The organism is Flavobacterium sp. I-STPP5a, from assembly GCF_009764685.1.
Classification (GTDB): Bacteria; Bacteroidota; Bacteroidia; order Flavobacteriales; family Flavobacteriaceae; genus Flavobacterium.
Map to the genome: position 1 here is coordinate 114,311 of NZ_VHLM01000055.1, position 14,921 is coordinate 129,231.

Here is a 14,921-nt window from a genome sequence, read left to right on the forward strand (position 1 = left end):
GCGGATTTTATTGAATCTTATTCGTGTGAATTTGTGAAATTCGTGTTTTATTTTTTATGAGTAAATCTCTAATAAGCTATATTCTAGTTAGCTGCCAATAATTGAGATTCTTCTGGAGTGAACTCGTTAATGATACTGTAAGTATCAATGTTAGCTATTGCCATTTCATCTAATATATCAATTAGATTTTTATAATTGCATTTTGAGCTGGGTTTTATGATTACAACTGGTCCTCTTGAAGTATCACCATAAAACTCTTGAATTGATTTCTTTTTATTGTGGAGCTCTTGACGAATTCCATTTTCGCCGTAAGATAACGTTTTGGGTTTTTCAGTAGGGTAAGATAAAAGCCCATGATAGCTTATTAACTTGTCGTTGTCATCTAATAGCATTGTAATTATTCTGTATTCACTAATACATGAGATTTTTCCACAAGTTGACTCATCATGATATGGTAAATCTAGTCGTATTTCATTAGGCTTTGCCAAATTAATAGTGACCATAAAAAACACTATCAAAAGGAAAGACACGCTAACCATGGCGGTTAGATCTACTCTTGCTTCTAATTTTTTGCTTCTAATTTTTTCAGGTAGGTTTTTCATAGCATAAAGTTTATATCCTAAGATAGTAAAAATAGTTTACAGTTGTTAAAAAAGTGCTAATTTATTTATATGTATATTTATTAATATATTGGTAATCAAATATTTATGGTTTTTATTTACTTTTCTTTGCTGTTTACTTAAAACCATATTTACAAAAGGTGCGTAAATGAATTTATATAACTTTAAAAAAATAAATATTATGAAAACTAGAAAATTTTTATCAGTTGCTTTTATGGCATTAGTATTTGGAGCAACTTCTTTCGCTCAAAAAACAGTAATGGTAGGTGGAGCTGCCATGTATCCTTCAAAAAACATAGTTGAAAATGCTGTAAACTCAAAAGAGCATACCACGCTAGTTGCAGCAGTACAAGCAGCCAGACTAGTAGAAACATTACAAAGTAAAGGACCATTCACCGTTTTTGCCCCAACAAATGCAGCGTTTGATAAGTTGCCAGCAGGTACAGTTGATACTTTATTAAAACCAGAAAATTTACAAACATTGCAAACTATCTTAACTTACCATGTAGTTGCAGGGAAAATGAATGCTGCAGATATTGCAAAAGCAATTAAAGCAGGAAATGGAAAAGCTACATTAAAAACAGTAAGTGGCGGAACATTAACAGCTTGGATGAAAGGTAAAGATCTTTACATTACAGATGAAAATGGTGGCCAATCAAAAGTAACGATTGCGGATGTGAACCAATCAAATGGTGTGATTCATGTTGTAGATACTGTTGTGTTACCAAAAAAATAATTTTAAATTCAAGTTGATTTTTGCTTAGTTTTTATAGCCCCGCACTTATGTGTAGGGCTATTTTATTTTTCACAAAACCTTGTATAAATAAAAAACTGCTTTAATTTCCTATAAAAAATATATTTTATAAAAAAAATGTTGAAAAAAAAGTGTAGTTTTGGTTAAATATATTTTTAATATGAACAGAAAAGTACATTTTTTTTCTTATAAATTTTCCATCAGCTTCCTTGTTTACATCTTTTTTTTTGCTGGTGCTCATATTTCCTATAGTCAGTGTGATGGAATTGCAGGTAATGACAACGTAGCATTGGATATATGCGATGTTACAAATATATCTAGCAAAAGTATAAATCTTAATGCGCAACTTGGTTTGCACACAACAGGTGGTATTTGGAAAGATATAGATAGATCTGGCGGGATCAATAGAACTACTGGAATTTTAAATGCTCAATTAATTCGTCGCAGTGGCACATATAGGTATTCCTATACCGTTACAACAACTTCAGGTTGCAGCGATACTGCTATTGTTACGGTTCGCATAGGTGGATATACAGGGGTTCCTGGTGCAAATTCATCAGTTTGTAATACTGAATTTGCTTATAATCTATATGAAGCGTTTAATGGTGATTTTCTCCCACCACAAGTAGGAGGTACTTGGGTAGGGAATACCACTACTCTTGGTTTAACCAATAATACACTTAATACCACAAATTTAAACCCGGGTAATACATATGAATACACCTATTCAATTCCCGCAATAGGATCTTGTCCTGCTCCACCTGAGGTAAAAATATTTGTAACTATTTACCGGTCTCCTATTGCTGGAATCCCTGATGAATTGAAATTATGTTCAAACGAATTAAATTCTTATACTAATTATAATCTTTTTGATGGACTAACAGGTGAGGATCCAGGCGGTATTTGGACAGAAACTGGTACAGATGAAATTGATAATATAAATGATACAGATTCTGTTATTGATATTCAAAACATATACAATACTCGGGGTCCAGGTCTGTATCGATTTACATATACAGTTTTTTCGGACAATAATGTTTGTGATGATCAAACGTCTGTTCTATTTATTACTTTAGAAAAGCAAATCGATTATACAGGTGGAACTTTAAGTGTTAATGCTCCAATTTGTGAAAACGAATTAGCTTCTACATCATTTACAGCATCAATAAGAGATGTTGTTGCTATCCCGAATGATACTTATACCGTAACATATACAATTTCTGGTAACACAAATGTATTTTCAACTACGCAAAACTTTACCAATAATGTTTTCACTTTTCCTATTGCATCAAGTAATTTTAGTAGACCAGGCAGCTATACTATTACTGTTTTAAATATAGTAAGCGCTTCTACATTAGGAATTTGCACTAATATTATTCCCGCTATTTCAGCGGTTGTAAGGATTGATGCTATTCCACAAATTAATAACGCTACTATACAAATTGATCCTATATGCCAATTAGCAAATGCTAATGTTACAATATCAGGACCTTGGAATCTCATTGATGGTGATTATAGTATTGGATATACACTTTCTGGAAGTAATAGTCTTGCTAATCAAAGCATGACCATTACAGTTCGAACAGGAGTTGCATCATTCCAGATTCCTGCTTCGCAACTTCCTAATGTGGGAAATACTAACTTTATTATTAACAAAATTACAAACTTGGCTACTAACTGTACCAATACCGCCTTAATAGTTAGCTCATTTTTAATAAAAGCGCTACCAGATACAAGTAATTTAGCAGTTGCTATTAGAGCGGTTTGTAAAGATCAGGCAGTAGTTGTAGAAATTTCGGGATTAGGGAATTTAACTGCTATATCAATTAGTTACTCTTTGTCTGGTGCCAATACTACTGGAGTTCAAATGGTTCCTTTGCTTGTTAATGCTGGTAGAGCCACTTATACCATTCCTAATTCATTATTATCCAATACTGGAACTACAGTATTTAATTTACAATCCTTTACAGATTCTAGTACTGGATGTTCTGCTTTGATGAATACAATTAGCAAAGATTTTGTGATTAACCCCTTGCCAAATGTCCCGTTGACTAGCAATCAAGAATTTTGTAAAGTGCAAAATGCAACCGTAGCTAGTCTAGTACCTAATGGCCCTCAGTATAGATGGTTTAATTCGCTTACAAGCACTACTGTATTACCTGCGGCAACTGTTTTACAATCTACAAATTATTACGTAAAAGAGGTAAACGTAACTACAGGGTGCGAATCTGGTTTGGCTCTTGCTCAAGTTGTTATTAATGAATTGCAAACTCCTGTTCTACTTCAAAATGGGGAAAAATTTTGTGGGTTAGATTTGCCTACTATTCAAAGTTTATCCAATAATGTTACCTCAAATGGAACTGTAGTGTGGTACGATGCTGCCACAGGTGGAAATTTATTAGCAACCACAACATTACTTCGAGATAATGGAATATATTATGGTTTTGACTCCACAAGTGTAAACAATTGTTTGTCAACAACTCCTTTAAAAGTAACGGTTTCCTTAACTAATTGTAATGTAACGCCTCAATTTTTTATTCCAGATGGGTTTTCACCCAATGGTGATGGTGTAAATGAAACTTTTTCTATTCCGAATATTGATTTTATCTATCCCAATTATGCATTAGAAATATTCAACAGATACGGAAGTCTCGTGTATACAGCTAATAAAAACAAGCCAAAATGGGATGGATCTTCATCAGACGCGAAAACAAGTAGCAACGGAAAAGCGCCTGAAGGAGTTTATTTTTATGTTATTCATTTTAATAAAGACGGAATTTCACCAAAACAAGGACGCCTTTATTTAAATAGATAACAATCTTTATTTTTTAAAAAATAATACATGAAAAAATTCATACTACTATCAAGTCTTTTCTTGATAATAACAAAATTAACGGCACAACAAGACCCTCAATATACACAATACATGTATAATATGAGTGTTTTAAATCCTGCATATGCTACAGGCATAGAGTCTAATTTAAATTTGGGTGCCTTGTATAGATCCCAGTGGGTGGGTGCTGTGGGTGCACCAAAAACATTGACATTATTTGCACACATGCCTGTAAATGAAAAAGTAGAAGTAGGGTTTTCATTAATATCAGATGATATAGGCGGCGGAGCAAAAAAAGAAAATAATTTTTTTGCAGATTTTGCTTATTTACTAGAGTTTAATAACAATCATAAAGTATCCTTTGGAGTAAAAGCTGGATTTACCAATTTGCAAACAAATTTTGATGGTTTTGTATTTGAAAGTGGTAATCCTGGAACAGATGATGCTTTTTCAGAAAACAGAAATGACATCATGCCAAATGTAGGTGTTGGAGCCTTTTATTTTACAGACAACTATTATGTGGGTTTATCTGCCCCAAATTTATTAGCCACAAAACAATTTGAAAATAGGTCAGGAACCAATTCATTTAGTAGAGAAAACACCCATGTTTTCCTAACAGCTGGATATGTATTTCAAGTATCTGAACAATTCAAATTTAAGCCAGCTGTTATGTCAAAATACGTTTCGGGTGCGCCAATATCTCTAGATGTAACTGCCAATGTTTTGTACAATGAAAAGTTTGAGTTTGGAGCGGCATATCGTTTTGGAGATGCTATAAGTGCAATGACAAATGTGAAAGTAACACCGAGCATTCGTGTTGGGTACGCCTATGATTACAATACTTCTAATTTAGGTCAGTTTAACTCTGGAACACATGAAATTTTTGTATTGTTTAATTTAGATTTATCCAGCAGAGGATATGATAAATCACCACGATTTTTCTAAGACATAAATTATGAAAAAAATATACTTGCTACTATTGGTATTTTCTATCCAATTACTTCATGCACAAGACGACAATCTAAAAAGAGCTAACCAACTTTTTGAACGCACTTTTTACAATAAAGCAATTCCATTGTATAAATCAATAATACAAGATAATAATTCGCAAATTGTAATTCAAAACCTTGCTGACTGCTACTATTATACCAATGATTTTAATACTTCTCAGTATTACTACAAACTTTTAATTACAAATTTTGGAAATGAAGTTGGAGAAGAGTATTATTTTAAATACTCACAAACTTTAAAAGCATCTGGAAAATATGATGAAGCTTATACAGTTTTACAAAAATATTATGCTTCCTTATCAGATAAAGATGTTTTGATAAAGTATCAAAAAGGCCTTCAAGTTCTTGAAAACGTTAATGCTATTGGGGATAGATACCAGATTAAAAATTTGAAAATAAATACACCCCATACGGAGTTTGGAGGCTTTATTACAGGTAATTCTTTTGTATTTGCAGGTGTCAAATCTAAAATGGGTATGTTTGATAAACGTTTTAAATGGAATGGAGAATCATATCTTGATTTGATGGCAATTCCGTTACGCAATGTAAACGCAGTTGACTCAGTAGCCACTAGTTTTGACAATAAAATAAACACAGCTATGCATGAATCAAATGCTGTATTTACAAAAGATGGAAAAACCATGTTTTTCACCAGAAATAATTATAAAAAAGGCAGACGCGGAAAAAATAAAGATAAAGTTTCCAATTTACAGTTGTTTAGAGCTTCATGGCATAACGGAAAATGGACAAATATAATTTCGTTGCCTTTTAACAATGATAATTATTCAACAGAACATCCAGCATTAAGCATGGATGAAAAAACATTGTATTTTGCTTCGGATATGCCAGGAACATTGGGTTCATTTGATATTTTTTCAGTAGAAATTTACGGAGATACTTTTGGAGTACCGGTTAATCTTGGCAATACAATTAATACTGCTCGAAAAGAGCAATTTCCATTTGTTTCAAAAGACAATAGATTGTATTTTTCATCAAATGGACATGAAGGGTATGGTGCATTAGACGTATTTGTTTCGAATTTACAAAATGGAGTTCCTACGCAAGCTGAAAATGTTGGGTTACCCATAAACTCAGGATATGATGATTTTGCTTTTTTTATTAATTCAGATATAAAGGAAGGTTTTTTCTCTTCAAACCGCTTAGGAGGTAAAGGCAGTGATGATATTTATTCGTTCACAGAAGAGAAACCATTGATTATTGAAGATTGTAAGCAATATATAACTGGAATTATTACAGATATTGATACTAAATTACCATTAGATAATGTCTTGGTACAATTACTAAACGCTGATGGTGAAATAGTACAAAATAGCACAACAACTAGCGAAGGTAAATTAAGTTTTGAAGTGTTATGTAAATCCACCTATAAAATTACTGCAGAAAAAGAAAATTATACTTCAGCATTCAAAAAAATAGTAGTTAATGCTGAGCGGAAAAAGAATAATGATGCTTCCATGCAAATTAAATCAAATGAGGTAATTAAACGAGAGCAGCAACTTGTTTTAGAGGAAGAAGAGAGAAATAAGCTCACTGCTCTAGCTTTGCAACAAGAAAAAGAAAAAGTAGCTCAGGCTGAGAAAATTAAAAGCATAGCGATAAATGCAAAAAGAAATCAAGAATTAGCTGAAGCCAAAAAAATTGAAAAAGTTGCTACTATTTTAGCAAATGAAAAAGATGTTGTAAAAGACAAAGACCGCTTAATCATCAAAACAGATCCTATTTATTTTGATTATAATTTATGGTATATCCGAAAAGACTCAAAAACTATCTTGAATAAAGTTGTTGCTTTGATGAAAAAATATCCAGAAATGATTGTAGAAATAGGTTCCCACACGGATAATAGAGGAAATGAAAAATTTAATAAAGACTTATCTCAAAAAAGAGCACAGGCTACAAGAGATTACTTTTTAGATCAAGGAATTTTACCAAAACAAATTTTTGCAAAAGGATATGGTGAATCAGTTCAAATTATAAAATGTATTCCCGAAGAAAGCTGTACTGAAGAAGAACATGAGCTCAACAGAAGAAGTGAATTTGTAATAAAGAGTTTGTAAAAAAGGTTTTATATATGAAAATGCCCCAAAAAGTGATATGCTATTTGGGGCATTTTTCATTAAATATATTCGGTTAAAATAGAATTTTAAATAATAACGATTTTATTTTTTATGGCATAAAGTACAAGGCCAATTCTAGTTTTAATTTCAAGTTTTTCAAATAAGACCTCTCTATAACCATCGATTGTTTTTGGGCTTAGAAACATTTCCTCTGCAATTTCCTTATATGTTTTTTCGGTGCAGGCTAGTTTTAGAAAAATGAGTTCCTTTTCTTTTAAAATAATTTTTTTACTGTCATTATCAATTCGATTAATCAAAATAGATGAAACTAACTCAGTAAAATAAAAGCCTTTTTCAATTACCGCAATGATTGCTTCTTGAAAAATTTTTGGGCTAGTATCTTTTAGTAAATATCCTTTTGCACCATTGGTAATCATTTTTATGATGGTTTCATCGTCATTGTTTACTGAGAGGGCTATAACGTTCAAGTTGGGTTGGTTTTCCTTTATCCATTTAATGGTGCTTAATCCATCTAAAATGGGCATATTTACATCCAAAAGCACTAGATCAACATTGGTGTCAGGGTTTTCTTGAAGATGATTAATAAATTCTTTGCCATTTTCAAAGCTATTAACTACTTCAAAATCATCAAAACTATTTATTAAGAGTTTTAAAGATTGAGAAAAGAGTAGATGATCATCTACAATAATTATTTTATTGGTAGTCTTCATGATTTGAGGTTAAAGGATAAATTAACTTAATTGAGGTGCCATTATTATTGGAATGTATATCTACTGATGCCCCAATCAGTTGAGCTCTTAGTTTCATGTTGTTCAATCCAGAACCGGTAGATAATTCATTGGTATTGTATCCAATTCCGAAATCTGTTAAGGTTAATAGGAAATGATCTTTTGAAGTTTGAATTGTTATTTCAAAGGTTTCACTGTGTGAATGTTTTAAACTATTGTGAATGGCTTCTTGAAAAATTCGGTAAATAAATAATTCATGTTCAAAATGTATTTGTGGTGAAATGCCATCCCAATTTAAAATACATTTGATTTTTTTTAATTTTTTAATCTTATCTAAATCTAATTGTATTGCTTCAATGAAATTGCATTGCAAGGTGTTTTCTTTATTAATTATTCGCGATAAAATTCTAATTTCATCCAGCGCGTTTGCAATGATTTCTTTTAGATTATTAAGTTCTTTGGGTTTAACAATTTTATTTTCATCCTGCAGGAATAAGTTCAATTGCATTATAGCTACCGATAGTATTTGGCCAATATTATCATGAAGTTCTTTACTAATTTCAGACAAGGTTTGATCTTTGATTTCTATCCTTGTTTTTACTAGTTCAGATTGAAAGTAGTGCTTAGATTTCATTTGTTCAATCAAAAAAGAATTCTTTTTCTTTGAAAAATAAAAGAACAAAGTCAGTAGTATTACAATTAATGTAAAGAAAATTATACTAAGTGAAATAATTAATAGTTGTATCTCTTTTCGCTCCATAAAAATCCAATGATAAAACAGCCGTTCATTAATAGATTCAATATAAAAAGCACTAAGCTAAATATTGATTCATCATTTTTTATTAAAAACCATTTTATAGCCAACATAAAAGGTAAAAAAGGTACGTGAAAAAGCAAAATTCCAAGAATAAACCAAAAGTAAATTGATTTCTTGAAATTAAGTATTTTTTTAGAATTAAAAATTTCTATAAAATAGCAACATGATAAGAGTAATACAAAAACTACTCCAAGTGCAAAACTATTTGTGAATACGGTATCGTTATGATATTGAAAATAGTAAAGGTTAAAAAAGTAAAATAAATAGAAGATAATTAAGAAGCAAATTGCAATTCTTTTAAATTCTAATTTAAGTAAGAGCGCGTATAATAATACGATATAAGCAGTGAAACTAGCTAACATATAAAAATTATAGACTGAAAAATTAATTAATCCAGTCCATAATGTAAAGTATTTGCCTATAAATTCCGTTAAAAACGAAAATACAATTATAAACAATATAAATTTAGCTTTATTATTAGGCAATTTATAATAGAATCGAAATCCTATTATACTTGATAATAAAGCTAAATAAATTATATAAAATCTTAAATCTTCAAACATTTAATAAATATAAGGGATTGGAGGTGGATTACCAATAGAACCATAGTTTAATGGTGCAATATTCAAGGAGTCATCATTTTCTATAGATTTTTCGATTATGGTAGCTTCTGTAGTTCTTTTAATTTTCTTTGACCCTGTTGGGGCTAAAAAAATAGTTGTCAAACCTGCTTTTTCGGCATATGCTTTATCTTCGGGATATGCTCCAAAATGAAAACGAATACCATCAATTTCACCTTTTTGCTTCTTTGCTTCAGCTTTTATGTAAGCAATATAGTTTTCTAGTTCTACAATTGAAAACCAAATCGCATTGGCATCTTCTTTTTTTATAGCTTCCTTGATTAAAGGATATCTGGTTTTATTATAATTTTCATTTAGCAATTTAGCAAATTCCTTGGTAATTAGTTGTTTTGGCTTAATTGTTTTTTGTTCCATAATGTTTTTTAGTTAAGGTTAGATTATTAAAAGGTAACAGGACAAAACTATTTCAATTCAGTAGATACCACAAGGGGAAAAACCCCCTTTTTTTTAGGGTAAATCGAAAAATAAAATAGGGTGTGTTTACTCTTTTGTACAAACTTGTTATGATTCAACTTTGTACCGAACCATTTGGTGCACAAAATGGAAAGGTGGAATCTGAAAAACCTTAATAAGAGAGTAAGAATTAAATTTTAAGAAAAATAAATATGTCAAATTTAGTAGCAGAATTAAATAGTTTAGATTTTAGTGTTTACATCGGTGGACCATTACAAGCAGCTGTTCAAGCTCAAAATGCAGCCTCTATGGCACAAGTTAATTTTATACAATCGGTTGGTTTTGAGGAGGGAAGTTCTTCAACAGCACCAAAGCAGTTGCGTTATGTAGATTTCAACTACAAAAAATCGGTCCCTAATCCTGATTATAATGGTAGTAATGATAAATTTCTTGAAAAAGAAGTCGAAATCAAAGTTCCATTCTTAACCATGTTATCTATTCCAAGTATCAGAATAGAAGAAATGACTATTGATTTCAATGCGAAGCTTACTTCTACTGAAACCAAAAGTGTTTCTAGTGAGTTTAACGTAAGTGCTGAGCTTGGAATTAATTATAAAATTGTCAATTTCAAAGCATCTGCTTCGTACAAGAGAACTTCGGTTACAGGTTCTAATGTGGAGAAAACTTATAATTTAGGTGTTCGCGTTCGTGCTGTTAATGATGAATTACCAGCTGGATTAGATCGTATATTAACAATGCTAGAAGATAGTATAGCTAGTGTAAACGAGTAATAATATTAAAATAGATTGGCTGTCTTGTTGGGGTGGCCAATCTATTTAAAAAATAAAAAACTATGATAAAATTAAATGATTACCTAGGAAGTATTGTAGCTAGTTTTACCAATGCTAAAATAATGTCTGACCTTCAAACTGTAAAATTGGCCGAAGAATATGCAAAACATGATTATTTGAAACATTTTTCAATTCCAAGAATGCGTATTGACGATGTTGAAATGACAATTCCCATTGCTTTAGATGAAATTGAAAACATCTCAAAACCGCCAGTAATTGGTTTTGATAGTATCAAGATTAATACTTTGGTTTATAGTTTTCTATTAGAAAAATTTGGAGTCTTAAAAATCACAAAAGAACCTACTAAATTGCTACAAACGGAGACAGCTAGACAAGTAGGTGTTTTGGAAAAACAAATTAAACTAACCAACAGTCATGATTCTATTTCGGGTTTTTCAAAAGAAATTGTAGTGTATTATTTAAAGACAATTGAAAAATATGCTTTGATAAATAAAGAAGCATTTGCCAAAATAAACATTGATTTGATTATTAAAGATTTAATTACAGTTTTAACGCGAGAAATTACAATTACTAAAGAGGTAGAGGCTTTAACCAATCTTAATATAGTTGTTGAAGCTAATAAATTAAGAGAACTTAAGTCTGAAAATTTAATCTTCATTAAATTAAAAATTTCTGAAAACGGAATGGAGTGGAGTAGATCTGAAAATGCTAAAGGAGAAATAGAATCAAAATTATTACCTGAATAAAGATGAGAAAATCAACATTAAACCTGGTTAGCGTTTTAAAAAATAACTTGTTAGAATTTCCAAAAATAACGAGAAGTCTTCAAACAAAAGATCCTTTGTTTATCGAAAAATTAACAGCTTGGATTGCTAAAAATGAAGAGATTTTAAGTACATATACTATCAGTGAAGTAGCGGAATTGTCTGGTTTACAAAGTAAATTATTGATTCCAAGGTTTGCTGATAATAAAAGTATCTCTTTAAAGAAAGCGCAATTAAAAGCTGCCTCGGAGATATTATATGATTTACAAAGCTTGATATTGACAGTTTTAAAACCCTTTGAATTAAAAGTTGAAGAGTGTAGAGAACTGGTAAAGCAAATCTTATTGATCATTAGTCAGGCAAAAGTTGTAAAGTATGATCCTGATTTACCGTTTGAAAATTTTGTAGATGCTATTTGGAAATTCACAACATCAAATGAACAATTACAAGCTGGAGCAATCAAATTGAAAACAATGTTGATTATGTCTGATATTCAAATGCTTATTGCCGAAGAAATAAACTTAGAAGATTATTGCTAAAAAGAAACCTATATACTATTTCTAGTCTTTCAAAATATTTAAAAAAGCGGTCGACTACAATTTAAAGCAACCGCTTTTTTAATTTCCACAAAAAGTTTACCTTAAAACAGCACCAAGTTCCGTTTCAAAGTTCTTTTGCAACTTACTCATAATTTTATCAATTTGAGCATCAGTAAGTGTTTTTGCATTGTCTTGAATGGTAAAACTCACTGCATATGATTTTTTTCCTTCGGGTAGGTTTTGACCTTCGTAAACATCAAATAGATCAATGTTTTTCAAAAGTCCTTTTTCAGTTTGTCTAGCCAAGTTGTATAAACTTTCATAACTAACTGTTTGATCTAGCAATAAAGCTAAGTCTCTCCGTACCTCAGGATATTTTGGAATCTCTGTATATTTAATTTTAGTGCTAATTTTTTTAAGGATTAAATCCCAATTAAAATCTGCATAAAACACTTCTTGTTTTATTCCAAAATGTTTTAATATTACTTTTTTAACTACTCCTAATGAAACGATTGTGTCATTCCCAACAACAAGTGAAATTCCTTCAGCAAAAACATCAAGTTCAACGGGTTTAGTTTGTAATTTATCAATACCCAATCGAGATAAAATACCCAAAACATATCCTTTAAACAAAAAGAAATCTGAAGTTTTTTGTGTTCCAGTCCAGTTTTCTTGGTTTCTATTACCAGTAAGTAATAAACTTAAATGTTTTTTCTCTTCATAACCAGCAAGGTAGTTGTGGTATGTTTTGCCAAATTCAAACAGTTTTAAATCAGCGTTTTTACGATTGATATTGTAAGATACTGCCTCAAGACCAGAGAATAATAATGATTGTCTCATGGTTGATAAATCAGCACTCAAAGGATTTAACATGGTTACATTATTCGTAGGATTTAGTTGATCAGAAAGTGTAACGTAGTTTGCCGTTGTCAATGAGTTAGCCATCATTTCATGAAATCCTTGAGAGTTCAATTGAGAGGCAATAACATTTTGAATTTTATAATCTTCGTTTCGTGGCGCGTTAAAAACCGTTGCATTCAATTTATTTGAAAAAGCAATATTGTTATAACCGTAAACTCTTAATAGTTCTTCAATAACATCAATTTCTCTTTGAACATCTACACGGTAAGCAGGAATAGTCAATCCTAGTCCAGCATCCGATACACTATTTACCTTAATGTCTAGTGAAACTAGAATTTTTTTAATAGTATCTTTTGGAATTTCCTGTCCAATTATTTTATTAACATTTTTGAAGTTCAGAAAAACATTAAAATCTTCAATTTTCTTTGGATACACATTCACTACATCTGATGTGATTTCGCCACCGGCAACTTCTTGAATTAGTAAAGCAGCACGCTTTAATGCATATTCAGTAATGCTAGGGTCAATTCCTCTTTCAAATCTAAAAGAGGCATCGGTATTAAGTTGATGTCTTTTAGCTGTTTTTCTAATACTTACAGGATTGAAATAGGCACTTTCCAAGAAAATAGAACTAGTACTTTCTGTAACTCCAGATTTTTTTCCTCCAAAAACACCTGCAATACAAAGTGGACCTTTTTCATCACAAATCATTAAGTCTTCCTCATGCAATTCTCTTTCAACATCATCAAGAGTGGTGAATTTAGTCCCTGCTGCAAGAGTTTGCACGACTACTTTTCCGTTTATTTTAGCAGCATCAAAGGCATGAAGGGGCTGACCCAATTCGTGTAAAACATAGTTAGTGACATCAACAATGTTATTTTTTGGGTTTAACCCAATAGATTTTAATCTGTTTTGTAACCAAGCAGGAGAAGGTTTCACTTCAATACCTGAGATTGTAACTCCACAATATCTAGGTGCTAATTTTGGTTCTTTAACATCAATATCAATCTTTAAAGTTCTTTTATCTACTCTAAAATTACTAACTGAAGGTGTAATAAGCTCTACGCTAACTCCATTTTGTAAAAGTCCTGCTCTCAAATCTCTTGCTGTGCCTAGATGACTCATGGCATCAGCACGATTTGGTGTTAATCCTATTTCAAAAACTTCATCATTTTCTATTTTAAAAACAGTTGCAGCGGCTGTTCCAGGAACCAATGAATCATCAAGGATCATGATTCCGTCGTGGCTTTCGCCAAGGCCTAACTCATCTTCAGCACAAATCATTCCGTGGCTTTCTTGACCTCTAATTTTTCCTTTCTTGATTGTAAAAGCGTTACCCTCTTTATCATACAATTCAGTACCAATAGTAGCAACAGGCACTTTTTGTCCTGCACCTACGTTACTAGCACCACAAACTACTTGTATGGGTGTTCCAGTTCCTATATCAACCGTTGTTATTTTCAGTCTGTCAGCATCTGGATGTTGTACACATGTTAATACATGACCTATAACTACTCCTTCTAATCCTCCTTTAATAGATTGGTACTTTTCAACCACTTCTACCTCAAGCCCTAAATCTGTAAGCAATGCAGCTGTTTCTTCGGATTTCCAGTCTATTTTTATAAATTGTTTTAACCAGTTGTATGATATTTTCATTTGTATTTTTTAATGATATTGCTTTACAAGTCCTGTTTTCAAAGACGCGTGCAAATATAAGGATTGCAGTTTGTAGTAAGAAACTATTTTTTTATTTTTTAAGTTGTAATTGTATTCATTTCAAATTTCTGATTTTTATTTTTTTTTAGCTATGTATAATTATTTAATTCATATAAAATTATGTGGGATATACTATTCAAAATAATTCAACTTAATCTGTTTTTAAATTATTACCATTCAAATGCTCAATCGATTTCGTAAAAATTTATTAACATTCAACTCTACTACAACGATAGAGTGCTAATAACTTTAAAAAAGCAAAATATATATAAGAATAATAATAAAAATTATACAAATAAAATATTAATTTCATAAAATATTAACTAAAAAAATCAAC

The 14,921-nt window shown here is 31.0% G+C and carries 12 protein-coding genes; 7 read left to right on the plus strand and 5 right to left on the minus strand.

Translation table 11 applies throughout. From position 1 onward, the window contains the following. Positions 1-83: 83 nt before the first annotated feature. Positions 84-602 (minus strand): biopolymer transporter ExbD, encoded by a 519-nt coding sequence (locus FJV36_RS10345; protein ID WP_158729741.1) that lies wholly within the window; start codon positions 600-602, stop codon positions 84-86. 199 nt (positions 603-801) lie between these two features. Here FJV36_RS10345 and FJV36_RS10350 point away from each other — a divergent pair, with 199 nt between their 5' ends. The 4 genes from FJV36_RS10350 to FJV36_RS10365 all read left to right on the plus strand — a co-directional run bounded on the left by FJV36_RS10350 (position 802) and on the right by FJV36_RS10365 (position 7,292). Further along, a complete protein-coding gene (locus FJV36_RS10350; RefSeq protein ID WP_158729740.1) occupies positions 802-1,356 on the plus strand; it encodes a fasciclin domain-containing protein in 555 nt (184 codons plus the stop codon). 178 nt (positions 1,357-1,534) lie between these two features. Then, positions 1,535-4,189 (plus strand): gliding motility-associated C-terminal domain-containing protein, encoded by a 2,655-nt coding sequence (locus FJV36_RS10355; protein ID WP_158729739.1) that lies wholly within the window; start codon positions 1,535-1,537, stop codon positions 4,187-4,189. Between the two features lie 27 nt (positions 4,190-4,216). Then, positions 4,217-5,152 carry a type IX secretion system membrane protein PorP/SprF gene (locus FJV36_RS10360; protein WP_086455216.1) on the plus strand — a complete coding sequence of 312 codons (936 nt, stop codon included), beginning with the start codon at positions 4,217-4,219 and terminating at the stop codon, positions 5,150-5,152. 10 nt (positions 5,153-5,162) lie between these two features. After that, a complete protein-coding gene (locus FJV36_RS10365; RefSeq protein WP_158729738.1) occupies positions 5,163-7,292 on the plus strand; it encodes an OmpA family protein in 2,130 nt (709 codons plus the stop codon). 86 nt (positions 7,293-7,378) lie between these two features. Here the strand turns inward: FJV36_RS10365 and FJV36_RS10370 are convergent, their stop codons facing one another. From FJV36_RS10370 to FJV36_RS10380, 3 genes are all read right to left on the minus strand, one after another. Further along, complete coding sequence (locus FJV36_RS10370; RefSeq protein WP_158729737.1) at positions 7,379-8,023, minus strand: response regulator transcription factor; 645 nt, start codon at positions 8,021-8,023, stop codon at positions 7,379-7,381. Then, complete coding sequence (locus tag FJV36_RS10375) at positions 8,007-8,675, minus strand: sensor histidine kinase (RefSeq protein WP_233264600.1); 669 nt, start codon at positions 8,673-8,675, stop codon at positions 8,007-8,009. Before FJV36_RS10375 ends, FJV36_RS10370 begins: the two co-directional genes overlap by 17 nt. 746 nt (positions 8,676-9,421) lie before the next feature. Next, on the minus strand, positions 9,422-9,853 hold the full coding sequence (locus FJV36_RS10380; protein WP_158729735.1) for a hypothetical protein: 432 nt from the start codon (positions 9,851-9,853) through the stop codon (positions 9,422-9,424). A gap of 251 nt (positions 9,854-10,104) precedes the next feature. Between FJV36_RS10380 and FJV36_RS10385 the strand changes: the two genes are divergently transcribed. The 3 genes from FJV36_RS10385 to FJV36_RS10395 all read left to right on the plus strand — a co-directional run bounded on the left by FJV36_RS10385 (position 10,105) and on the right by FJV36_RS10395 (position 12,007). Continuing rightward, on the plus strand, positions 10,105-10,683 hold the full coding sequence (locus tag FJV36_RS10385) for a DUF2589 domain-containing protein (RefSeq protein ID WP_158729734.1): 579 nt from the start codon (positions 10,105-10,107) through the stop codon (positions 10,681-10,683). 62 nt (positions 10,684-10,745) lie between these two features. Beyond that, positions 10,746-11,450 carry a hypothetical protein gene (locus tag FJV36_RS10390; protein WP_158729733.1) on the plus strand — a complete coding sequence of 235 codons (705 nt, stop codon included), beginning with the start codon at positions 10,746-10,748 and terminating at the stop codon, positions 11,448-11,450. Between the two features lie 2 nt (positions 11,451-11,452). Continuing rightward, positions 11,453-12,007 carry a hypothetical protein gene (locus tag FJV36_RS10395; RefSeq protein ID WP_158729732.1) on the plus strand — a complete coding sequence of 185 codons (555 nt, stop codon included), beginning with the start codon at positions 11,453-11,455 and terminating at the stop codon, positions 12,005-12,007. A 96-nt stretch (positions 12,008-12,103) separates the two neighbouring features. Here FJV36_RS10395 and pheT read toward each other — a convergent pair whose 3' ends face one another. After that, positions 12,104-14,524, minus strand: a complete 2,421-nt coding sequence (pheT, locus tag FJV36_RS10400) for a phenylalanine--tRNA ligase subunit beta (protein ID WP_158729731.1) — start codon at positions 14,522-14,524, stop codon at positions 12,104-12,106. Positions 14,525-14,921 lie beyond the last annotated feature (397 nt).